General features: G+C 71.3%; 17 protein-coding genes. 12 read left to right on the forward strand and 5 right to left on the reverse strand.

Annotated features, from left to right (window positions below; all coding sequences use genetic code 11):
- Positions 1–2342: 2342 nt before the first annotated feature.
- Positions 2343–3959 carry a replication-relaxation family protein gene (locus ACZ51D_RS42005; protein WP_465665567.1) on the reverse strand — a complete coding sequence of 539 codons (1617 nt, stop codon included), beginning with the start codon at positions 3957–3959 and terminating at the stop codon, positions 2343–2345.
- A 713-nt stretch (positions 3960–4672) separates the two neighbouring features.
- On the opposite strand from ACZ51D_RS42005, the gene ACZ51D_RS42010 reads away from it, so the two are divergent.
- The 3 genes from ACZ51D_RS42010 (at position 4673) to ACZ51D_RS42020 (ending at position 9986) form a co-directional block, all read left to right on the forward strand.
- Positions 4673–5527 carry a replication-relaxation family protein gene (locus tag ACZ51D_RS42010; RefSeq protein WP_465665569.1) on the forward strand — a complete coding sequence of 285 codons (855 nt, stop codon included), beginning with the start codon at positions 4673–4675 and terminating at the stop codon, positions 5525–5527.
- A 56-nt stretch (positions 5528–5583) separates the two neighbouring features.
- Positions 5584–7710, forward strand: coding sequence for a KAP family P-loop NTPase fold protein (locus tag ACZ51D_RS42015; RefSeq protein ID WP_465665571.1), 2127 nt, complete (start codon positions 5584–5586; stop codon positions 7708–7710).
- Between the two features lie 425 nt (positions 7711–8135).
- Positions 8136–9986, forward strand: coding sequence for a hypothetical protein (locus tag ACZ51D_RS42020; protein WP_465665573.1), 1851 nt, complete (start codon positions 8136–8138; stop codon positions 9984–9986).
- A gap of 245 nt (positions 9987–10231) precedes the next feature.
- On the opposite strand, the gene ACZ51D_RS42025 is transcribed toward ACZ51D_RS42020, so the two are convergent.
- Positions 10232–11359 (reverse strand): hypothetical protein, encoded by a 1128-nt coding sequence (locus ACZ51D_RS42025; RefSeq protein WP_465665575.1) that lies wholly within the window; start codon positions 11357–11359, stop codon positions 10232–10234.
- A 616-nt stretch (positions 11360–11975) separates the two neighbouring features.
- On the opposite strand from ACZ51D_RS42025, the gene ACZ51D_RS42030 reads away from it, so the two are divergent.
- From ACZ51D_RS42030 to ACZ51D_RS42040, 3 genes are read left to right on the forward strand one after another with little or no spacing between them, the layout of a single operon-like run.
- Positions 11976–12476: a hypothetical protein gene (locus ACZ51D_RS42030; protein ID WP_465665577.1), complete on the forward strand. Its 501-nt coding sequence runs from the start codon at positions 11976–11978 to the stop codon at positions 12474–12476.
- Positions 12473–12982: a hypothetical protein gene (locus ACZ51D_RS42035; protein ID WP_465665579.1), complete on the forward strand. Its 510-nt coding sequence runs from the start codon at positions 12473–12475 to the stop codon at positions 12980–12982. The genes ACZ51D_RS42030 and ACZ51D_RS42035 overlap by 4 nt, the downstream gene beginning before the upstream one ends.
- Before the next feature lie 34 nt (positions 12983–13016).
- Positions 13017–13310 carry a hypothetical protein gene (locus ACZ51D_RS42040; protein ID WP_465665581.1) on the forward strand — a complete coding sequence of 98 codons (294 nt, stop codon included), beginning with the start codon at positions 13017–13019 and terminating at the stop codon, positions 13308–13310.
- Positions 13311–13325: 15 nt separating this feature from the next.
- On the opposite strand, the gene ACZ51D_RS42045 is transcribed toward ACZ51D_RS42040, so the two are convergent.
- Positions 13326–14690 (reverse strand): tetratricopeptide repeat protein, encoded by a 1365-nt coding sequence (locus ACZ51D_RS42045; protein WP_465665583.1) that lies wholly within the window; start codon positions 14688–14690, stop codon positions 13326–13328.
- Between the two features lie 159 nt (positions 14691–14849).
- Here ACZ51D_RS42045 and ACZ51D_RS42050 point away from each other — a divergent pair, with 159 nt between their 5' ends.
- Positions 14850–15602 carry a TnsA-like heteromeric transposase endonuclease subunit gene (locus ACZ51D_RS42050; RefSeq protein ID WP_465665585.1) on the forward strand — a complete coding sequence of 251 codons (753 nt, stop codon included), beginning with the start codon at positions 14850–14852 and terminating at the stop codon, positions 15600–15602.
- The gene (locus tag ACZ51D_RS42055) at positions 15599–15856 is read left to right on the forward strand and encodes a hypothetical protein (RefSeq protein ID WP_465665587.1); all 258 of its coding nucleotides are present in this window, start codon (positions 15599–15601) and stop codon (positions 15854–15856) included. Before ACZ51D_RS42050 ends, ACZ51D_RS42055 begins: the two co-directional genes overlap by 4 nt.
- A gap of 288 nt (positions 15857–16144) precedes the next feature.
- Here the strand turns inward: ACZ51D_RS42055 and ACZ51D_RS42060 are convergent, their stop codons facing one another.
- Positions 16145–16936, reverse strand: a complete 792-nt coding sequence (locus tag ACZ51D_RS42060) for a maleylpyruvate isomerase family mycothiol-dependent enzyme (RefSeq protein WP_465665589.1) — start codon at positions 16934–16936, stop codon at positions 16145–16147.
- A 356-nt stretch (positions 16937–17292) separates the two neighbouring features.
- On the opposite strand from ACZ51D_RS42060, the gene ACZ51D_RS42065 reads away from it, so the two are divergent.
- The gene (locus ACZ51D_RS42065) at positions 17293–19212 is read left to right on the forward strand and encodes a Mu transposase C-terminal domain-containing protein (protein ID WP_465665591.1); all 1920 of its coding nucleotides are present in this window, start codon (positions 17293–17295) and stop codon (positions 19210–19212) included.
- On the forward strand, positions 19209–20219 hold the full coding sequence (locus ACZ51D_RS42070; protein WP_465665593.1) for a TniB family NTP-binding protein: 1011 nt from the start codon (positions 19209–19211) through the stop codon (positions 20217–20219). Before ACZ51D_RS42065 ends, ACZ51D_RS42070 begins: the two co-directional genes overlap by 4 nt.
- A 473-nt stretch (positions 20220–20692) precedes the next feature.
- On the opposite strand, the gene ACZ51D_RS42075 is transcribed toward ACZ51D_RS42070, so the two are convergent.
- Positions 20693–21934, reverse strand: a complete 1242-nt coding sequence (locus ACZ51D_RS42075) for an ISAs1 family transposase (RefSeq protein ID WP_465665595.1) — start codon at positions 21932–21934, stop codon at positions 20693–20695.
- Between the two features lie 130 nt (positions 21935–22064).
- On the opposite strand from ACZ51D_RS42075, the gene ACZ51D_RS42080 reads away from it, so the two are divergent.
- Both ACZ51D_RS42080 and ACZ51D_RS42085 read left to right on the forward strand, forming a co-directional pair.
- Positions 22065–22391 (forward strand): hypothetical protein, encoded by a 327-nt coding sequence (locus ACZ51D_RS42080; RefSeq protein WP_465665597.1) that lies wholly within the window; start codon positions 22065–22067, stop codon positions 22389–22391.
- A gap of 84 nt (positions 22392–22475) precedes the next feature.
- The gene (locus ACZ51D_RS42085) at positions 22476–22949 is read left to right on the forward strand and encodes a hypothetical protein (protein ID WP_465665599.1); all 474 of its coding nucleotides are present in this window, start codon (positions 22476–22478) and stop codon (positions 22947–22949) included.
- Positions 22950–22956 lie beyond the last annotated feature (7 nt).

A 22956-nucleotide genomic window follows, 5' to 3' on the forward strand; every position in this document is an offset into this window, starting at 1 on the left:
CGGAAGCCTGCGGCTTACAACGGGCCTGGCGGCCCGTTGGGCGGTGCTGACGCACCGCCAGGTGCGGGGGTGCCGGCTACGCCGTCACCGTGCGTGGTGTGGCCTCGACTGCGCCTCGGCGGGGCGGTGCGGGGTGGGGGGAATTCGCCGGTGGCGAATTAGCGGGCATGCTTGGGTGGTTGGGGCGGGCGTCGGGCGTCGCTGCGCTCCGCCATTTCCGGGGTACTGCTCCGGGCCTACGGCCCGTCAATCGGTCGGCTTTCCGGCTTTCTTGGACTGGCCTTTTGGCGGCCCTACGGGCCGATTGGCTGGCAGGGTTTCCCGGGCTGCGCCCGGGGTGAGCGTTGACGATGTGACGCGGAATTCGGGTAGCGGCCCATCCCTCCGATCGGGAGGGGGGTGCCGGCCCGGGCCTGCGGCCCTCGGCGTTGACGATGTGTCGCGGACTTCGGGTATCAGCCACAACCTCACCCCCCGGCCCCTTCCCCCGGTACCGGCCGATGGCCGGTCAGCCGCCTGGTTGCTGGGCTGTCGGCCCATCCGCCGCCCTCCGAGCGGGGCCTGCGGCCCTCGGCGGTCACCTCCGGGCCGCCGGTCCGGCTCGGGCCTGCCCGGCTCCGTGGCGGGCCCTCACGGGCGCCCCGCACGGCGGCCCCTGACGGGCCCTGACGGGCCCTCAACCACAGATTCGGGACCGGCATCCGAAGCACATCCGGCGGCCTTTCCACGGCTTCCGTACAGCTCTATCCTACCGGTCCCCGGACGGGCCCGAGACGCGAACAGCTAACCTCGCCGCAACCATCCATCCCGGCTCTATCCAGCCGCGCTTCCGGCGAGAATGCGAATTCCCTTCCGCTCTCTTTCAGGCCGCAATCCGAAAGGCCCGATCGGCGCAGCGGGGAGAAATCCAATTCAGGCACGCCGGAAATGGGCCTACGGCCCTCGCTGCCGACACCACGACCGCCAATCCAGACCAACCCGGAAAACAGCGCGCACCGTCAACCAGGCAATTCCCGAAGCGTCGCCACCAAAACCGAACACCGGGCCAGGACTGCAGCCTGGACGGGCGGTCAGGGCGCAGCAGCGGGCGGCACGACGGCCAGGGCGGCCGAGCTGGGCGCAGCGGGGCGGGCAGGGCACGGCCCTGGCGGCGCCACCAGGGCCCGGCGGCAGGACCGCCGGGGCGGCCGAGCCGGGCGTAGCGGGACGGCCTGACGGCCGACCACGACGGCGGCCAGGGCGCCTAGCAGCGGAGCGCGGCACCAGGCGGCGCGGGCGGGGCACCGGGGGAAGAGCCGAGGCCGGCGAACCGGCGCAGCCCGGTGCAACACGAAGTGCAACACGCCCACCCGCCCCCGCTCCCAGCCACATAACGCCTGGTCAGACCCGCAACACGGCCCCGCGTTGCACCCCCGCGCAACACCGCGTTGCACCCCCGCGTTGCACCCGCCACCCACCACCCGGCCGCAGCACCACCCCCAGGAGAAGGCCGGCCCCGCCAACGGCCCGCCGCCCAGCCACCCCGGACAGCGCCGCCGGGACGGCGTCGGCGGCACCGGACGGCCAGCGCCTGGCGGTCGCCGGCAGCAGCCGCGGCCCACCCCCGCCTCCCCTGTCGCACCCACCTGTCGCGCCCAGACCACACACAGGGGAAACCGGGTATCCGCCCACGTCACACCACACGACACCACCCCACCGCGACAAGGCAACACGACAAGGGGCGCGACAACCCACCGACTACTCCCGAACCGCCACCAGAGCGGCCTGACGGCCACCCAACCGTCCAGCCGCAACGGCGGTGCCGCAGCCCCGGACGGCCGCTCAGCGAGGCCCGGACGGCCCCGGACGGCGCGGCCGAGCCGGGCCCAGCGGAACGACCTGGCGGCCGACCAGGACGACGACCAGGGCGCGCAGCAGCGGGCGCGGGCAGGCGGGCACCGGGGAGACGGGGAGCCGCCGAGGCCGGCGGCCCGGACGACGGCGGCCGAGCAGGGGGACGCAGCAGGCCCGGACGACGCCGGGCCCGACCCCCACCAAACCGAACACCGGCCCCGCCACCACCCCCGGCCACCACAATTCCGGCCCGAATTCACACCACCACCAGCAACCGATCCGCCAAAACACCCGAACGGAATACCCGGCAGAATTCACACCCGAAAACCCGCCCACAACACCCCACCGACCCCCGAGACGGCGTCAGCGGCACCGAACGGCAGCCACCACCACACACAGTCACCACACCCCACCCCACACCCGACCCCGCCACCACCCCCAACAGGCACAACCAAAGGTCCAGACAATCCGCCCCCCAGGGCCAAAACCGGCCCACCACAACCAACAGGTCACACCCGACGGCCCCTCGCCGGGTAGAGCTTCGCGTGCAGCACCCGCTCCTCCCACCACAGATCGTCCGGAGTGGAGACCAGCGCGGCCACCAGCTCGCGCTTGGTCGGGACCGGCAGCATCAGCGGGCCCAAGTCCTTTGCGGCGCGGTCCTGTACGCACTCGGGGCACTCCAGCCGGTCCGTCCGGGCCTTCTCCCGCAGCTCCAGCTTCGAGCCCTCCTTCCCCCCGATCGAGCCCCGGCACGTCCAGCACGGGCGCAGCGCGGCGTTGGCCGTGCGGGCGGCCTCCAGCTGTTCTTCGGCCTCCCGTTCCAGGCGCTCCTCGCGGTCCTGGTGGCAGGGCCAGCAGCGGCCGCCGGGGCGGCGGGTCCACTCGACCTGTCCCTGGCGGCCGTACTCCCAGGTGCTCTCCTCCTCGGGAACGTCGCCGCAGTCGATGCAGACCGGGGAGTCCATCAGCTCCTGGTGGGCCTTGTGCTCCTCGTCCTCGCGGGCGGCCTGGCGCTGGTCGTAGGCGGCCCGGTTGTTCGGGTTCTCCAGCGCCTCGATGAGGGAGTGCCGGCCCGAGCGGCCGAAGCGCCACCACACCGGCCCGAGCGGGCCGTGCTCGGCCAGCAGCTGAAGGGTGGTCGCGACGATGGGCACGGCGTCGTCGTATTCGCGCCAGCCGTCGTCGTTGTAGTCGCGGACCTCCCTGCGCCAGCGGCCGCGCCAGCAGCCGGCGGACAGGTCCCCGATCGCTTCCTGGCGGTTGGTCAGCGCGACCGGTCCGGCGTCGGTGACGACCAGCGCGACCGGCGGGTACCCGGCGCGGGTGTGGGTGCCGGGGTAGGCGCGGCGCCACCAGTGCACCGTCCGGTCGGCCGGCTCTTTCTCGGCGAGGGCCGGATCGTTGTCGCGGACCGTGGTGCGGAACAGCTCGCGGTACCGGGGGAACTTCGCGGCGACGTCGGCCGGGGCCATGGTGGAGCGGTCGACCTCGACCATCAGCACCGGCACCCCGACCTCCGGGGCCTGCCACACGCCGTCCGGACGCACCTTGCGCCGCCCGCCCGGCAGCGGGAACTCGGTCTCGGTCGACCAGGACCGCACCGTGCCGACCCCGCCCGCGGCCCCGGGCGCGCTGCCGCCCAGGACGAACGCGAGCACGGTCTCGTTGACCGCCATCGCGTGCTGGGCACCAGTACGTCCGGCGCCCCGAGCCGTACCTCCCATCTCCGAGCGGACCATCCCGAGCACCGCAGCGGCCGCATCCAGCCCGGCAGCGCCCTCCAGCCGCCACGTCTTGTGCCGGTCCTTGGTGTTGCCGTCGGAAGCCACCAGGCCGTGCAGCGCGAGGTCGCCGAGCGCCTGCCGGATCGCCTTGTTCGACGCCGCACCGGGGCGCAGCAGGCGCTGGAGCTGGTCGGCGGTGGCGACCTTGAGGACGCCGAGCGCGGCGAGGACGTCGGAGCGCAGCGCGCTGGTCGAGCCGTTGGGGTTGGCGGCGCCGCGCCGGTACGCGGTCCGTCCCGGACTGGACGGCTGCGGCTGCGGCTGCGGCTGCGCTGGATCGACGGCGTCGGCCTGGTCGTCGTTGTCGTCGGGCTCGGCGAGGCTCTGACGGGTGCTCACGGGCGTCTCCCGGTGGTCGTGGTCGGGCTGCTGCCTCTCCGGGATATCCGGCCGCTACGACAGCGGCCAAGCCCGTTCCCGACCCGCGCGCCGCACCCTCTCCAACCACCCCTCTCCGGCCCCGCCGCCACCCCCCGACCAGCGAGCGGCCGGCACCAGCCGGACGCGAGAAAAGGAAAAGCCCACCGCAGGTGCAACAACCCGAACCGACCAACCGACAACGCCACAACCACAAACCAAAACCAAAAGCAGAAAGACGGGAGAAGAGGGTTGTCGGAATGCGGCGGCGGCTCGGATTCGGGCGCTGAGCTGGGCGGATTCGCCTCTCGGGCGCGAGGTGGCCGGTAGGGGCAGCGGAGGGGGGAAACGGCAGGGGGAATGGAAGTGGTGCGGCAAACTCACCAGGGCCACCAAGGTATCGGTTAGTTTCCTTGATGGGGCATCAAGGAAATTCACCGGGGCACCTTGATGGCCATCCCAGCAGGTCAGAGACGTGCCAACCAGGCCGACGGGGGCTCTGAGGTTGGGACTGGTTAGCGGACTGGATTACGGACCGCATTTCGGACCGGTTAGAACGCGGGATACCTTGATGGCGGGAGTTATCAGATCGTTATGAACTACCAACCTTGATGGTGAGAAATCTGGTGAGTTTCGTGGGGTTCCATTCTCCGAGCACGGGAGATACCCGCGCTTCGGACTGAGGGAGCACATTCGTGCACGGGGATCTGGAGACCGACCACGACGTCCTGGTGACGCTTCACCGCTTCACGCTGGCGACCGCCGAGCAGCTCCACCAGCTGCACGGCGGCACCGCCCTGATCAAGCAGACCCAGAAGCGGCTGACCCGGCTCCACGCCGATGGCCTGGCGGAGTTCGTGACCCTGCCGCAGGCCAGCCGGGCGAAGGCCTGGCACCTCACCGCCCAAGGCGCAGCGGTGGCGGCCACCTTCCCCGAGGCCCGTCGCCCGACCGCCCAGACACTGGACGGCGAGCAGCTCGCCGTGCGGCACGGGCGCGAGCACCTGCTCGACGTCGGCCGGATCCACGCCGCCTTCGTCGCCGACGCCCGCGCCCGCGGCGAGGCCTGCGGCCCGCTCGACCTCCTCCCCCACCCGGAGCAGTCGGTCGCCGGCGGCGGGGTGTATCGGCCCACCGCCGAGCTCGCGTACACCGCAGGGACCGGCGAGGAGCGGCACCGGCTGCGGGCGTTCGTCGAACGGCACCGCCCCGGGGTCGGCGCCGAGGAGACCGCAGCGCAGCTGGCGGCCTGCGCCCAGCTGTGGGAGCAGCCGGGGCCGGGCGGCCGGGGCCGGGCATGGGAGCGGCGCTGGAGGGCGTTCCCGCGGCTGCTGGTGGTGCTGGTCGGCACGGCGGCCGCCGGGGTGCGCTCGGCGGTGGCGGATCTGCGGCTGGCCGCCGAAGAGAACCCGGCCGTCGCCGAGATGCTGGCCGTCGTCCCGGCCGGCGCCGCCCGGATCGAGGACCTGGTGCAGCGCGGACCGTCGGCCCCGGTCTGGCACCCGCTCGGCGGCCGGGGTGGGCGGGCGTGCGGCTGGACCGAGCTGTAGAACGCAGGCCCGTACAAGACCTTTCCGAAGCCGGTCGACCCCAGCAGGATGAGCGGATGGCCTACAGATTTTTCAATGACGACCCGGTCGACGGCAGCGCGGACCTTCCCGATCTCCTCGGGTACGACAGGTACGCCGGCCATGCCGTCCGGCTTCTGGAGGACGTCAGAGAGCAGAGTGAGTCTGGGGTTCTCGCCCTGATCGGCCCTTGGGGCTCAGGCAAGTCCTCGGTGCTCAAGATGGTGCTCCACCGGCTCGGGAGGGCGGAGCCGGTTTCGTGGTCGGTGGCGGAACTCAACCCGTGGCTCTACTCCGACCTCGACAGCCTGACCGCGGCGTTGTTCAGCGAGATCCGCGCCGCACTGCCCAAGGGCGACCGGTGGTCGGTGGCCCGGGAGAAGATCAGGGACTTTGGTATCTCCATCAGTCCGCTGGGAAAAGTCGGCGGCCTGTTCGGACTCGATGTCAGCGAGGTCGTCAAAGACGTCGCCGACCGGATCGGCGGGGACACAAGTGCCTCGGCAGCCAAGGAGTCGGCCGCCGCAGCACTGCGCGAGGCGGACCGTGCCGTGTTGGTCGTTATGGACGACCTGGACCGTCTGACGCCCGACGAGTTGCTGCTGGTCTTCAAGCTAGTGCGTCTAGTCGGCAACCTGCCCAACGTCTACTACCTCATCAGCTTCGACGAGCGGACACTTCTCGACGTTCTCAGCCGAAGCGACCTGGTAGGCGGGTCAGAGCATCGGGCCAGCGAGTTCCTGGAGAAGATCGTGCAGGTCCGGCTGGACCTGCCAGCCTTCCGCGAACGCGACGCCATTAGGCTTCTTGAGGGCTGTCTCGACACGCTGCTTGAGACCCACCGGCTGTCGCTGACCAAGGCGGAGGTGCAACGATTCGGTCTGGCGTACGTCCGATACCTACAGGACCGGCTGCTCACGCCGCGGGCGATCAAGCGTCTCTTCGGGCAGGCGGCGGCGTCGCTCGGGACTTTGGCAGGCGAGGTCGACCTCGTCGACTTCCTGCTCGTCACATTCATACGGACAAGCGAGCCCGGGGTCTACCGGCTCCTCAGTCGCTACCGGGCCGAATTTACCGGCAGCGGCACCTCCCTCTTCGCGCACCAGCGCCAGCAACGCGACGAGCTGGCCGAGCTGTGGCGCACCCGGCTGGAGAAGGCCGGCGTCGCCCCCGACCACGTTGATGGCGTTCTCGGCCTGCTGGCGAGCCTCTTCCCAAGACTCGCGAACCAGCTGGGCGGTGGTCTCAGCGGTGAACCGCCGCAGGCACGCCGGGGGATCGGCAGCGGCGACTACTTCGACCGGTACGTCGTCTTCGGCGTGCCAGACGACGATCTGCCGGAGGCCGTGCTCACCGCCGCTCTCGCCCAGGTGGAAGCCGCGACCCCCGGTGTAGAGGCCGACGAGCTGTGGCTTAGGTTCCAGGACGACACCCATCGCATCGCCAGACGCATCCAGCAGCGGCTGCAGACCGACGCGCGGCTGCCTTCCCGGCAGCTGCTGATCCAGATGGCCGAGCGGTTCGCATCCCTAACCGCAGGAAAAGAGGTGATTGTCAGCCCCGAGTTCACAGCGATCTTCCTCGCGCAGAACCTGTTCCGCACCCTTGCAGCCAGCGAGCGTGTGGAGGTCCTTGACCTGATGGCCGCCTCCCCCGCCGGCGCAGCCCTGGCTGGCGTGGTCCTGCGCAACACCACCCAGCCCTCCGCCACCGAACCCGCCTTCGCGCAGGAAAACGACGAGTGGTTCGCAACAGCCCGCACTGCGGTACTGACCCGCCTGGAGCAACACCTCACACCGGCCGGCGGGCAACCCGCCGACGAGCTCGAAGATCTAGACACCTCTCTCCTGTGGCGATGGAACAGCCTCGATGCCGCCGGCGCCCGTCGGTGGGTCCGCCAACGCCTGGACGACGGCACCTGGGACCTACTGACGCTGCTCACCAAGCTCCTTCCCCCGCCTCGCGTGCCCTGGGCCACCATCGACACTGACAACCTGGAAGCGCTCGACCACCTCGTCGACCGCACCGAGGTGTACGCCCTCTGCGACCGGACTGAGATCCCCGAGGACGACGAGTCCGCCCCAGCGCAACTCCTCCGCGCCATCGGCCGCACCCGGCCATCCGATGCACCACAGACTGGCCACCCCGTCAGCAACACAACCTGATGACGGACAGCGCACGTGGACGGCGTCGGACGCACGCCCACGTGCGCTCGGCGGTGGCAGACCTACGTTTGGCCGCCGAGGAGAACCCGGCCGCGGAAGCGGGGGCAGGCGCCCACCCGGCAGCACCGCCCGACGGTTCGGCGCCCGCCCCTGACCGCACGTCAACACCCGCCACGAGTCGGCCTCCGACCGGGCGAATCCCCAGGCCCGGCACCTCGCGGGGACGCGTTTCACCGGTATTGTCCGTCCCGGCAGGATGCGCAAGCCGCTCGTCGCCGCCACCTTGGGTGCCCACGCCGCCAGGGTGGCACCGCCGACCAAGGCTCCACCGGCAGCAGCCGGCAAACGGGCCCGCACCGAGGAACCTCGCCATGGACACGAACCGGGCGGGAAGCGTGGGGCCCTGCCTGTGAAACGACCCTGCCATGACGAAGACCGGTTCCAACTCCCGCAAGTCCCGCGCCCGCTCAGCCGCCAGCCCCGCACTCCCCTACACCGCGGCCCTGCGCCTGCGGGACGCCCGCCGTGGAGGAAGCACCGCGCCGCAGCGCCGCGCCACCGTAGTCCAGTTCGACGGCCGCGACAGCCACGTGGTGTCGGCGAACCTCGCCGCCGCACTCGCTCTCGAAGGGCACCGGGTCCTGGCCATCCACGCTGCCCAGCCCAGCAGGGTGTTCGTCCGACCCCACCGCCCGGATCAGCCTGCACCCGCAGTCTCCACCATCGAGCGCCGGCCGCTCCCCGGCCCGGGTGAGCTCCACGAGGTGACGGTCGAGACCGGACGCACCGACCATGTCGAGGAGCTGGTGACCACGACCCGGCCTGAGTTCGACTACATCCTCGCCGAGTCGGGCGTTGTACCCCTTGAAATCCTGGATGAACCGGACATGCTGGTCGGCGTCGTCGAACAAGACCTCCTGCCGGTGTCACAGCTGAGAGTGACGATCCAGGACGGCAAGCCCCTCCAGGTCGACGTCCCGCTCACCGCGGCCAAGTCGGTTGCCCTGATGTGCCGAAGCAAGGTAGGCCTGTTCGGATGCAGCCCGCAGCCCCCTTCCGCGCTCATCCTCACCGCGCACCCCTACACCGACCCGCTGCCGGCCCAGTTCCGCTGCGACGTCGGCCGTGAGCTGGAGGCGTTCGGCACCCCGGTCATCGGCGACGTACCAATCGGCCTGCGGCGCCCCGGCACCCCGACTCCGCTGTTCGTCCTCGACGCTCCCGCCAGTGCCCAAGCCGCCGCCATGCGCAGCACCGCCCGTGCCCTCCACGCCCTGCTGCAGAACGAGATCCCTCCGACAGTCGGCGCGCGAACGGCCGCCCGGCCAGCCCCGCAGCGCCGGGGCGGGGCCGTGATCGGCCTGCTCCCCGTCCAGCACAGCAGCATCGAGGCAGTGGCCCATGGCCTCGGAGAAGCGCTGGCCGCACGGAACCTGCGGGTCCTGGCAGTGGACATCTCCCACGGTCTGCGACAGGCGCCGCCGAACACCCCAACCTGGCCTGCCGCGCCCGAGCACCCGGGCTTCGTCACCGCTTCCGCGGTCGACGTGGGCGCCGACGGCCTGGACGCCCTGCTCGGGCGGGCACGTCGTGAGTTCGACGTCGTCATGCTCCATAACGACGACATCGACGGCAGCGGCGCCTACCAGATGCACGGCCGGGCGGACACCCACCTGATCGTGGCGCGGGTCGGCCGACTGCCGCTGACGGAGCCCGTCCACCCCGGCACCTGGGTCAGCGCCGAACAGCACGTGCACGCCTGGTTGGACCGCCACTACGCCCGGCAGGCGACGGCCGAGACCCGGACCGCGTCCGAACCCCGCGCAGCGTTCGTCGCCGGTCTCGCGGACGCCGGCCTGCGGCTGTGGGGCGGGCAGTGGGCTGCGGCAGCGGCATCGTGGACACCGTTCGCCGACCGCCCGCGCTCAAACGGCTCCGAGACCCGGCCGCTAGCCCCCGCCGCCGCTGCGGCCGTCCTGCGCGACCGCTACATGCGGCCAGCCGCCGGTTCCCTGACCGTCGCCACCACCGGTCTGGTCCTGCTGACCTCCAACACACCCGCTCCGGAATGGCTGCGAGCCGTGGAAGCCGAGATGGCCGCCGCCCACACCCCGCTGCTCGGCGTCTTGCCGGACGTCGCCGACACCGAGCACTCCCGCGAGGCGCTGGCTCAAATCGCCGCCCGCCTGGCGGGCGCGCTCGGCGAGAATCCCGCAGCAGCCAGCCGCCCCCTGCCGAAGGACACCGCCAGGCCCGGCGAGGCGCCGGACGTGTAGCACAAACCCGCGACGACCGGCAAGGGAAAGGCCCGTCAAACCCCGGTCGGGACTTGGGAAAGCCGTAGCGGCTGGCCGCCCAGGCGTTCGGCCGCTGCGGGGTGTCCAGGCGCTTGCGCAGTTCCTGGACCGCTCGCTCGAGTTCCTCGCGGTCGGTGGCATTGACCGGGCGTCCAGGAAGGCCGAGACATCGGCGAAGGTTCCGTCGTCAGGGCGCATTGCGGCCAGCTTCGCCCAGACCGGGATCACCCTGTGGTGCGGGGGAGCACCCAGCCGGGCGCGATGCCGCTGAGGCCTCGCTCGACGGCCAGGCGCAGGAGGGTGAGGGCGTCGGTGGGGTTGGTGGAGAGCAGGGGGAGGTTGTCGGCGGCGTCGGCGATGGGGTGGCCGTTGATGAGGGCGATCCAGGAGGTGTTGTCGTCGTAGACCTCGGTCCAGCCGAGGAGGCGGCCGCGGCGTTCGAGGGCCTGGATGTTCGGGGTGGTGGGCCAGGTGAGGTGGACCAGGCCGTCGCCGAGGGCGTAGTCGCGGCGTGCCTCGCCCAGGCCACGGTCGGTGGGCGGCATCCAGCCAGTGGCCTGGCCCAGGGTGAGGTTCGGTACCGCGGGCATGGGGACGGCAGCGGCCGGGGTTCGCGGCGGGTCGGCGATCGCGCTGCGCAGCGGTGCGTGCTCGTCCGTCGCGGCGGCGGTGCCTCTGGTTTCGCCCCGGGACGTTTTCGGAGCCGGCGGATTGTCCGCCGCGTCGGCGCCCTTTTCGCCCCGGGGCGCTTCACCGGCGCCCGGGCGCGGGCGGGAGGGGACCGGGAAATCGCCCCGGTCCGCATTCAGGCCCGGGGCGGGGTCGGGCAGATCCCATTCCTCCCGGATGCGCGCCGCAGTGCGGGCGTCGGCGTCCAGGCCGGGCCAGCGGACCTCGTCGCGCACCTCCCGGGCGCTGGTGATCACCAGTGAGGCGAGGACGTGGACCCGGCGGGCGAGCTCCGCGTGGGCGGCAACCGGGTCGTCGTCCACGGCGGCCAGGAAGGCCTCGGCGCGGCTGCGGATCGCGTCGGCGGCACCGAGCATCCGTTGCCGCTCCACCGACAGGCCGCTAGCGGGCTGCTCGCCTTCGGGCCGCTCCCGTGACGCGGCGTCGGCGCCGACGGGTGCGGCCGGGCCGGGCAGCACGGCCGCGGCCCGGGCCTTGACCCGCGCCCGGTCCGCGCGGCTCTTGCAGGCCTGCGAGCAGTAGACCGGCCGCCGGCCCCGGCCCGTACGCGGCGCCAGCGGCTTCTCACAGCCAGGCCCCTCACAGCGCCCGCCCTCGACCCGGCCACCGTCCAGATCGAACAGCGCCACCTCACCACAATTACGCCCCGGTTCGCTTTCCATGGGCTGATCGCAACCAGGCAAGACGTCAGGAATCCGCACCGGGGCGATATTTCTGCATACGCCGCCCCGCAGGTCAGCCCACGATTTCGCACCGCGATACGCAATTCAGACCTCCCGCGCTCCCGGCGGCCACCGCGCGCCCGTGACCCGAAGGGCGCTGCATGTTGTCCCGTCACCAGCCGCAGCCGCCCGCCCCCTCGCCCTGCTCCGCAACAGCCCGCTCACCACCATGCGCATGCGCATCCGGACGGGTCCCGGCGCGGTGCGCAGCCGACCCGGCGACCGTCCGGCCAAGGCCTGCGGCGCCTGCGACTGCGATTCCCATCGCAGTGCCCCCACCTGTGGCGTCGCACTCCGCGTACCTGGCCCGGACCCGCCCTTGCGCATCGCGGTCCGGACGGTTGCGACGCACTGTCGCATTCGGCTCCGGCCGCTGCGCGGCCGGCGGTTGCGCGAGCCGTCGCAGTCGCAGCGCTCGGTGGTGCAGCGCGCACGCCGGAAGCGCAGCGTGTAGCAAGGGCCGCCTTGCTACATGGGGGCAGGAGCACGCCCGGGTGCATCAAGGGTGGCCTTGCTGCACCCGTGACCGGGTGGGTGCAGCGGGGGTTGCACCGGTATGACGTCTTCTCCGCTGTCCTGGCTGCCGATCCCCTCTTCGCTCGACGCCGGGCCCGAGCCCGCGTCCGAGGAGGAGCTGACCGAGGAGGAGCGCGCCGGGCTGCAGGCGGCCGCGGCGGCCGGCGAGCGGGCGGCGGCGGCGTGGGTGCGGGAGCTGGCCGGCCGCCAGGTGGTCGAGGTCCACGGGCGGGTACTGGATCTGACCGCCGAGGCGATCGAGCAGACCTGCACCCGCGAGATCATTCCCGGCAACGACAACGAGCTCGCCGCGGAGCTGCGCTACCGCCTGGACGGCGGCGTGCTGCTCGGCGCGACCCACCTGGAGACGCTCCCGGAGCTCACCGGCGGGGAGCGGATCGCCCTGGCCGCCGTCGCCGCCCTCGCCCTGGCCATGCCGGGTACCGCACTGACCTGGTACGAGCGGGAGCTGCCCCACCTGGCTTCGGTGATGGACGAGGCGGTCGCCGCCGGCCGCACCGCCGCCCGGCCCGGCCGGTGAACCCCGGCGGCACCGGAGCGCGGCCCGGCCGGGCCCGGCGGGCGCTCGGGCCCGGCGCCACCCTGGTCCTGGCCGACAGCGTCCGCGCACCCCGCACCCCGCCCCCGTGGTCACCGGCCGCCGTCGACGCCGCCCTGCGCACCGCCTGGAAGGAGTTCGAGCAGCGGGCCGAACCGTGGTGGGACGCCTTCGACGGCCTGGACGAGGACGTCCTCGCCGAGACCGCCGCCGAGGCGCGCTCCTTCGGCACCGATCCGGCCGGCGCCATCGACGAGCTGGTGCGCGGCCTGTTCCTGGAACTCGACCACTGGCAGCGCGCGATCGGCGAGCTCGGCCGCCGGCTCACCGCGGCCGCGCAGGGCCGGCTGCTGCCCGAGTGGGCCGCCGACGCCGGCCGCACCGAGGACGTCCGCTGGCGCGGGGCCCGCCAGGCGCTGCTGGAGGCCGTTGCCCGCTACCACCACGGCACCCTTCCCGCCGGACCGCCGGACGACCGGCCGTGGTGATCACCGGCACCCGGCGGCCGGGAGAATGAGCCGGGTGACCAGCACCCAGCCCCTGCCCCGCGGCATCAGCGCCCTGATCCCGAACGCCCACGCCCAGGCGACGCCCGGCGAGCTCGCGGCCGCCCAGCTCCTCCACCTGCGATCGGCGACCGTCCCAGTGCCGGTCCTCGCCGCGGCCGCCGCGCTGATCGCCGCACAGTTGGAGGACCCGGACCAGGCCACCCGCGAAGCCGCTGGCGCCGTCCACGCCCGCCTGCTCGCCGCCATCGAGGACGCCCCGCCCGGTGACCCGTCTCAAGTTAGTTTGACGAGTCTCACCGAAGTTTGACCGCGACCTCCAGCGTCAGAACGGTGGTTCGTTGGAGTAGGTGCGGGCCCAGGGGTCGACGGCCGGTTCAGCGCTCGGCCGGTTCTGGAGCACTCGGACAGCGTCGTTGATGCGTCCGAGGTCGATGAGGCGCTGGGCCAACACGGGGCTGTTGGCGGCGGGGTGCTGTTCGAGGACGGCGACGGCTTCCTCGGTTCGGCCTGCCTCAGCAAGCAGGTCTGAGAGGGACCAGGCCGCGTATCCGGTGTCGCCTTCGTGGTGCGCTCGTGCCTGCTCGATCGCTTCGTCGAGCAGGCCGCAGTCGGCCATGAGCGGGAGCCGCATCCGGAAGAAGTCCCACTCCTCTTCGCCGTCACGGCGCGCCTTGAGGGCATCGAGGTGAGCCAGACCCTCCTGAGCGCGGCCGTGCTCTGCGTACAGAGTGCACAGCGTGTCGACGATCCAGTCCTCCGCGCCGCCCGGGGAGTCCACCAGGGCGCACATCACCGCGACCGCCTCGTCACCCCGGCCGTGACGGGACAGGAGCCCGGCAAGCAGCACGGGGTCGTGGTAGCGGCGGGTCAACGAGACTTCCTCGTGCTGGTAGACGGCGATCGCGCCCTCCACGTCGCCGCGCTCCTCCAGTACTTCGGCCAGACGCTGCGCGGCGTGCCCATGGTCGTCCAAGGCCGCGTACGCGCGCAGGTCCTCGATCCGGCCGTGCCGGGCCAGCAGCTCGGCAAGCTGGTCACGGCCGTTGACGGAGGTGACGTGCCGGGTACGCAGCAGGGCGATCGCTTCCTCGATGCGGCCTTGGCGCTCGCGGATCTTGGCGAGCAGTCCGAGTGCGGTGTCGGCGTCCAGGCCGCCACGGCAGCACCACGGGGTGTCGCAGCGATGGCCGGCCGGAATCCAGGCGGTCAGCAGCGCGGCGGCGTCCTCGTCACGGCCCGCCGCTTCGGCAACGTCCACCAGGGCAGTGGCGAGAAACCAGTCCTCGACTCCGGACCGCAGCAGCTCGAAGGCTTCGGCGCCCCGGTCGTGGCGGGCGAGGAGGCGCCCCACGAAGTCGAGCGCCATCCGGTCACCGGCCTGCGCATACGGGCAGGCCAGCGCGATCGCTTCCTGCGCTAGTCCCCAGCCCTCCAGCAGCTCTGCCTGAAACTGGGCAGCCGGCCACCAGCCTGTCGCGACGTACGGAGCGAGGACCTCCCGCGCGCTATCTTGCCGACCGCGCTCGCCGAGGAGCTGGGCCCACGCTCGCGCGCAGAACCACTCACCTTGGCCAGCCTGCGACTCGACTTCTTGTTCATGGCCGAGCTCAAGAAGCCGGGCGACCAGGGGCGGCGGGATACAGCCGGACAGGGTCCGGGCTTGGCGTTCAAGATCAGCGGCGTCCACGGCACCGCACCCTAACCCTCGTCACCGACACAGCCACCACACCGGCCAGTGGTCAAGGTCCGGTGACCCGTCTCGGTGAGTTTGGGCCCGTTCTCGGCGAGCTTCGACTGCGTGGTTCTTAGGCTTTGGGCCCGGTTTCGGATCGACTTGGGGAGACGGGTGGCTGGACTCGCGCTCGCGTACGGTGACGAGGCGTTGTCGGGGTTCGATCTGGCCTTCCGTCGTGGCGACGAGCTCGACCGCGCCAGCCTCGGCGGGTGCTGGGACGTGCGGTTCGAGGACGTCGAGCCGGTCCGGGAGTTCAACTGGGCCAAGGGCGGGGAGAGCTTCGCGGGCCTGTACTACTCGGTGACGGTGGGCGGCCACGTCGGCTACGAGTCGTGGCTGGAGCGGGACCGGCTGATCCTGCTGGACCGCGATCCGCAGGTGGTGGGAGTCGCCTCGCAGCCGTTCTGGCTGCACTGGCACGACGGCCGGCGCCAGCGGCGGCATGCGCCGGACTACTTCGTGCGCCTGGCCGACGGCCGGGCCCGGGTGGTCGACGTGCGGGCAGCCAACCGCCTGGACGAGCAGGCGCTGGCGGCGTTCGCGGCGACGAGCCGGGCCTGCGAGGCGGCGGGCTGGGAGTTCGAACGGGTGGGGACGCCGGATCCGGTGCTGATGGAGAACGTGCGCTGGCTGTCGCGCTACCGCAGGCGAAGGGCCGGACGGCCGGCGGAGGTGGCGGCTCGGCTGGTCGAGGTCTTCGCGGATCCGCGGCCGTTGTGGGGCGGTGCCGAGCAGGTCGGGGATCGGCTGCTCGTGCTGCCGGTGCTGTTCCACCTGCTGTGGTCGGGCGTCCTGACGGCGGAGTTGGAGTCCGAGCTCCTCGGCACGGAGAGCCTGGTCTGGGTCGAGAGGGGGCAGGGGTGAATGAGTTGAAGCGTCCGGTTCAGGTCGCAGTCGGCGACCGGGTCCGGTTCGATGGCCAGGTCCGCGGGGTGCTCGCGGTGTCGGCGCTGGCCGTGACGCTGTCCGACGACGACGATCCCTACCGGGTCGTCCCGCTGCTGGAGCTGTTCGAGGCCGACGGCTTCGAGGTCCTGACCGGTCCGGCCCGGATGCCGTTGCCGCCGGTGTCGCTGCTGGTGGCTTTGTACGCGAGAACGGGAGTCGTTTGTCGATGAGCTCGGGAGGCGCCCTGCTGGCGGGCAGGTCGATGTTCACGAGTTTGGGAGGCACCCGCCGCTGAGCTGATGGGTACATGTACCGGTGTGCCCAGACTCCAGTGGCCGCGCATCGTTGCCGCCGCCCTCGTCACCAGCTACGACCAGACCGGCGGGTGTTAAATCCTCGAAGGACGCGAAACCCCTGCTCTCAACCATGTCAGGACGGTAACGCCACGCCGACGCTCCGCCCAGGGCACGGTCGGATGAGCCGACGACGCGACCGGGCGCCGCGTCGTCGACACCGCCTTACGCGTTCGGGTCCCAGGCGAAGAGCCGCTCGAAGATGGCCCGGTCGCCGTCGATCTTCACCGAGTCCAGCGGGGTGCGTCCGTAGAACCACAGGACCAACTCACCGGCCGTGCCCCGGGCGGAGGCGTCGGCCGGGGCCTGGGCCTCGCCCTCGCCGGCAGCCGGGAGGCGGACGGCGCGGGCGCCGTCCGCCTCGACCGTGAAGCGCCAGGAGCGGCCCTCGGTGGCGTGGTAGTCGACGACGGCCGGCTCGTGCGGCCAGACGCCCGACCACGCGCAGCAGGTGAACAGGAAGTCCTCGACGCCGTCCAGCGCCACCTCCGCCGGCAGCGGCTGCGCGGCGCCCACGGTGAGCTGGGCGTCATAGGTGTGCATCGCGATCTCCTGAAGCTGGTGCCGGGCGACGGCACCGCTGGTCCGCGGCGACTGCGAGGCGCCCCACCACGTCCAGCACTCGGCGTCCGGGCCGACCTCCCGCAGGGTGTCCAGCAGCTCCTGCGTCGACGCGGCCAGCCAGGCCACCAACGCCTCGCGCTCCCGGGGCGCCTGCGCCTCGGCGCGCGCCGCCACGGCCTCGGCCGGCGGGGCGTCGGCCGGACCGGCCTCAACGACGGCGGCCCAGAAGGGGCGGCCCGAGCCCAGGTGCCGCGCCAGGTCGAACAGCGTCCACTCGGGACAGGTCGGCACCTGCACGTCCAGGCTGGGCGCGGCGGCGATCGCGGCCCGGAAGGCCGTCGCCCGCTCGTCGATCAGTCGCAGCAGGTCAGGGAGTTCAAGATTCTTCTGCACTACGGCTGTCTATCACCGCACTCCGGCGGCCGAAAGCGAATTTCCCGGCCGCCGTCCGAACCGCCGCCGACACCGAACCTCCGGGCAAGGCGGGCGACCCGCGTTGGCCGGGGTTCGCCCGTCGGTACAAACTCGCCGCCGAACAGCCGGTGCAGTGGGAGGTTGAGGCTCTCGGCCCTGCCGAGCCTCAGCGCCTGGTCCTCGCCGCCGTCGCGCCGTACATCGACCGCCGCGTTCTCACCGACCGGATCACAGAGGAGGAACGGCAGCGAGATCAGCTCAGGGCCTTCACCGAGGGATGGACCCTGAATCGCTCGCCGGACCGTGAGTGACTCCCAAACTCATCGACATTGATCATGGAACAGGCCCACGCGGTGACTCCCGAAGCCGACGACAAACGACTCCCGTCCTCGCGTACAAAGCCACTGCTGGAGACGCTGCCGCCGGAGGTGCTGGCGAAGGCGCTGTGGTGGGAGGGCCACATCCTCGAGGTGTTGCACGGACTGCCGTTCGGTGCCGCACCGGGCACGGCTCCCCGGCCCGAGTACGCGCCCGGTCAGCCGCTGACCGCCCGGCAGCGGGTCAAGGCCGCCGAACTGACGGCGGCCGGGCACCGGGTGACGGCGAGTGCGGTCGGCCACCACCGGCGCCGCTACCAGCAGGACGGCGTGCTCGGCCTGGTCGACTACCGGCCGGTCCGCAAGAAGCCGCAGTTCGGGGTGGTGGACGAGCGGATCGTGTCGGCGATGCGGGCGGCGGTCAAGGAGGAGGTCGACGGTTCGACGAAGACGGGGTCCTACTTCCTCTGGCGGACCGGGGAGATCCTCAAGGCCAGCGAGGAGGGCCGGGAGGTGGAGCTTCCCTCGCGCGCCACCCTCTACCGGCTGCTGGCCAAGCTGACCGAGGGCACCCACACCTTCAGCACCGCGACGACCCGCCGGTCCAAGGCCCACGGCGCGAAGACCCCGTTCGGTGAGCTGCCGGCGTTCGCGCCGGGCCAGGTCATGCAGATCGACTCCACCCCGATGGACGTGATGGTCCTGCTGGACGACGGCGTCCCGGGCCGGATCGAGCTCACCGGCATGATCGACGTCGCCACCCGGACGCTGTCCGCCGCGGTGCTGCGGCCGACCACGAAGTCGGTCGACGCGAGCGTGCTGCTGGCCCGCGCGGTCACCCCGGAGCTGATGCGTCCGGGCTGGGCGGAGGCTCTGCGGATGTCGCGCTCGGTGCTGCCGCACCGCCGGCTGCTGTCCTTGGACCAGCGCCTGGAGCACGCTGCCGCCCGACCGGTGATCGTCCCGGAGATGATCGTCTGCGACCACGGGAAGGCGTTCATCTCCCGCAACTTCAAGTCGTCCTGCCGGTTCCTGGAGATCGACTTCCAGCCCGCGCACAAGGGCTCCGGCTTCGAGAAGGGCCACATCGAGAAGATGCTGGCCTCGATCGCCACGCTGTTCGTCCAGTTCCTGCCCGGTCACCTGGGCCGCAGCACCGACCACCGCGGCCGCCACCCCGAGCGCGAGCGGCTCTGGTCGCTGGTCGAGCTCCAGGAGCTCCTGGACGAGTGGATCGTCGCGAAGTGGCAGAACCGGCCGCACGACGGCCTGCGCGATCCCGCCCACCCGAGCCGGATGTTCACCCCGAACGAGAAGTACGCGACCCTCGTCGAGGCCTGCGGCTATGTCCCCGTCGCGCTGAGCGGCGACGACTACGTCGAGCTCCTGCCCGCCGAGTGGCGCGCGGTCAACGACTACGGCATCAAGATCAAGCACCGCAAGTACGACAGTCCCGAACTCGACCCGCTCCGCCGCCAGAACTCCGGCATTGCCGCCAAGCGCGGCCTCTGGGAAGTCCACCGCGACCCCTACGACGTCTCCCGGATCTGGGTGCGCGACCACCGCAGCGAACAGCGGCCCTGGATCCAGGCGACCTGGAAGCACCTGCACCGGGCCCCTGTCCCCTTCGGTGACCTGGCCTGGGACCACGTCAGCCACCAGCTGCCCGGCGCCACCGAGGAAGAAATCGCCGACGCGGTCGCCGCCTTCCTCACCCGCGCCCACTCCGGGCCGGCCGACCAGCCCAAGCCCAAGCAGACCGGGCGCGACCGCCGGGTCGCCGCCCGGACCAAGGCCGCCAGACCGGCGACCCCGATCCCCGAGCAGGCCACCGAACCCGCAGCCGAGACCGAGCCGGCACCGGCTGCGGAGAAGCTCGCGGACGTGATCCCGCTCGGCCTGTTCGACCCGCTCGAAGACCCCTGGAAACGACGATGACGACACCGGACACCGACGACGCCGGGCAACACCTGACGACCAAGGACGGCTGGCGCCGCTTCGTCCTCGGTCCCCCGCCGACGCCTCACTTGCCCTCTCCGGAGGAGCACGTCAAGCTCGCCGAGCCGGTCCGCAGGCGCTACGACGAGATCCGGATCGACCACCACGCCCGGCTGATGGTGGTGGCCACCTCCACCGTCCGGCACACCGTCACCACCGGCCGCCGCCTGGTGATGCTCAACCGGCACGCGATCAGCGCCCGCCGCGGCCTGATCGTCTCCGGCCCCGCCGGGACCGGGAAGACCATCGCCGTCACCCAGCTCGGCCTGGCCCACGAGCTCAACGACCGAGCCGTCCACCACGGCGCGAGCGGCCGGATCCCGGTCCTCTACGTCACCGTCCCACCGGCCGCGACCGCCCGGATGATCGCCGCCGAGTTCGCCCGCTTCCTCAATCTGCCGGTCTACAGCCGGCTGAACACCGCGGACATCATCGAGTCCGTGGTCGGCGTCTGCACCAAGGTCCGCACCGGCCTGGTGATCGTGGACGAGGTGCACAACATATCCCTGACCACCCGCCAGGGCGCCGAGGTCTCCGACACCCTCAAGTACTTCTCCGAGCGCATCCCGGCGACGTTCATCTACGCTGGCATCGACATCGAGCACAGCACAATCCTCCAGGGCACCCGCGGCGCGCAGATCGCCGGCCGCTTCACCCTCATCCCCACCCACCCCTTCCCCTACAACAACGAGTGGAAGGGCCTGGTCAAGACGATGGAGGACACCCTGCTGCTGCACGAACACCGGCCCGGCACGCTCGTCGGCCTGGATCGCTACCTCCACGACCGCACCGGTGGCATGATCGGCGCCCTCTCCCACCTGATCCGCGGCGCCGCGATCGACGCGATCCTCATGGAGACCGAGAAGATCACCCGGGACGGCCTCGAAGCCGTCCCGCTCGACGTCACCGCCAGCACGCAGAACAACCGCAAGCGGAAGGACGGGTGAGCACCCCACCAAGGCGCATCCCGCCAGTCACGATGCTGCCGGTCCAGGTCTTTCCCCGCCCCTGCGAAGGCGCCGAAGCGTTCATCACCCGCCTCGCCGAGGCCAACCACCTCAAGCCCGCCTATCTCCGCGCCCACCTCTGCGCCCCCCCGAACCACCGCGGCACCATCAGCTGGGCCCGCCTCGCCGCCGCGGCCGGCCGCAGCCTCGTCAGACTCCAAGTGGTCCTGGAGCAGCACCCTCCGCCATCACCGCCCCAGTTGCTCTGCGAGTACTGCGGCGCCCCGCCCAAACGAGAGTCCGAACCGCCGCAGGCACCGTGGTGGTGCACAGAACGCTGCCGACACCGCAGCAACCTCCTGATCAGCGCCCCCTCAAGCATCGCCGTCCTCCCCGGACAGAAGTCGATGCTCTCCTGCCTCACCTGCGGAACCCGCTTCATCCGCTTCACCAGGGGCACGACCAACACCTGCTCAAGAGGCTGCCAAGCCAAGCTCCTCCGAACCCAAGCGGCTGAGGACGCAGGGGTGTTTCAAAGTCCCGGTGATCATATAGAGCGGCTGGTCAGGCAATGCCCAGGAGGTCCAGCGGCCTGGTGAAGGGCTCGTAGGAGACGTGGCGGAGGCCGCGGCGATGTTGCGGTACCCGTGCTGCCGCAGGGTGTTGATCGCCAGGTTGCGCAGGGTCGCCATGTTCTCGGGTCCGTGGCCGGTGTGGATCTTCGAGGCGTCCTCGCCGAAGGCGGTGTCGCGGACGAAGTGCAGCCGGTTCTCGATGGTCCACTGTGACCTGGCGAGCTCGCCCAGGCGCTGGGGTGAGGCTTCTTGGGAGGTCAAGTCGGTGATCGCATAGATGGTCTGGCGGCTCACCGTGCCGGCTTTGAGGTCGGTGCGGTGTCGCAGGATGCGTACGGCCTGGACAGCGTGGGGAAAGTCCAGGCCGAGACCGGTGATGGTGAGTGCCCTGGTCACGCGGGTCTCCTTGCGGCCGTGGCCCATCTCGCGGTCGTAGCGCCTCGCGGTGACGTCCTTCCACGGCAGTGACCGCAGCCGGCCATGCAGTCCGGGCTGGTTGGCCTTTACCACCAGCAGGTAGTGGGCCTTCTTCTCCTCCACCAGGAACCGCGCGTGGTCGCGCTGGGTGTGCAGGGCGTCGGCGGTGACGGTGACCCCGTTCAGGTCGTAGGGCTCCAGCAGCGCCGCGAAGCAGGTGATTTCGTTGGTCTTGTCGGGAACCCGCAACTGGGTGACAGTCCGGCCGTCACCGGTCATCGCGGCCAGCAGGTGGGCGGCGGGTGTCTGGCCGTGCCGGGAGCCACGAGCGGCCTTGCCATCCACGGCCACCGAGTCCGCACCGCCGGGATCGGTACCGGTCAGATCGGCCAGGCCACCGGGACAAACCAGGTTGACGATCCGTCGGATCGTGGCGGCACTCGGCGCGATGCGCACCCCCAACGCGCCCGCCACACGAGCGCCGAGGCGGGCCAGGGCCTGCTGCGGAGCATTCGCAGACCACTGGCCGATCGCCGCATACGAACGCGCGCCGGCGACCACCGCCGAGGCGGCAACCAGCAGCACCGCCACGAACGGGTGACGCACACCGCGCCGCCGACGCGGATCGGGCAGCGCCCGCAGCCTCTCCGCCAGCGAGAGCCCCGCTACATCCCCCGGAGCGGGCGACTTGATGAGACAGACGGTGGCAGACTGACGGCACATCGAAGCTCCAGCGGCTCAAGGCGACTTGGCAAGGTCACCTCGTTCAACTGGAGCTTCAATGCTTACGTGACGGACTGACCCGGACTCCCCACACTGCCCTGGCCTGCGGACTCACACGATCAGCGGGACTTTGAAACACCCCTGCATCGGAACCTGCGGCCGCGCCTTTTCCACCCCTTGTGTTCATGAGCACGCTTGTGTCAGATGTGCACTTCTCAGGCCGGACCCGGCCCAACGGGACCGCCTCGAGGAGATCCGCGACAACCTCATCGCCCGCATCGCCGAAGCCGAGCACGAAGGTTGGCTCGGCGAGGTCGAAGGACTCAAGGTCAGCCTGGCTGGCGCCGAAGCCAAGCTCGCCCAACTCGACGCTCGCCCCGTCCGGCACGACACCACGGTTCAACTGGGGATTCCCACCATTGCGGCCCTCCGCAATCGATCACGGCAGGATCCCTGAACCACGGCAGCGGCCCAAAGGCTAGCCTGAGGCGAGGATCTTCGATCGAGTCCCATGACCTGAATGAACGGCAGAGGGGTGCGAATGGCACTGGAGATGATCCCGGACCGGCCCGGTCGGGAGGTCGCCTTCGAGCCCAAGCTCGACGGGCTCCTTGTGATCTTCTGCCCTGACTGGGTGATGCCGCAGATCATGGAAGGCGAGCACCAGCACCACCGCTGCGAGGTCAAGCGATTCAAGATCGGCGAGGCCGCAGACGCTGACCCTGCCGCGACCCGGCAGCATGCGGACCTCCTCATCCACGCGGCCATGCACGATCAATGCCGCAGCGGCATAAGGCAGTTGATCCAGCCGCTGGTGGGCGCTCTTGGCCACCGCCGCATCCAGACAGCGATCATCGACTACGTGCGGACCGGCTCCGATGCGGAGAAGGTCGGCGCGACCATGGCCTGGTACTTCGCACGCCCGGGACTTAGGGCGTCCGCCAGTAGGTCATCGGATGCGGGGGCTTCGAGGCCGGGTATCCCAGCGGTAGAGGGTCCAAGCCCGTCTGATTAGGCAGCGG

It is taken from the genome of Kitasatospora sp. NPDC033851 (assembly GCF_055576085.1).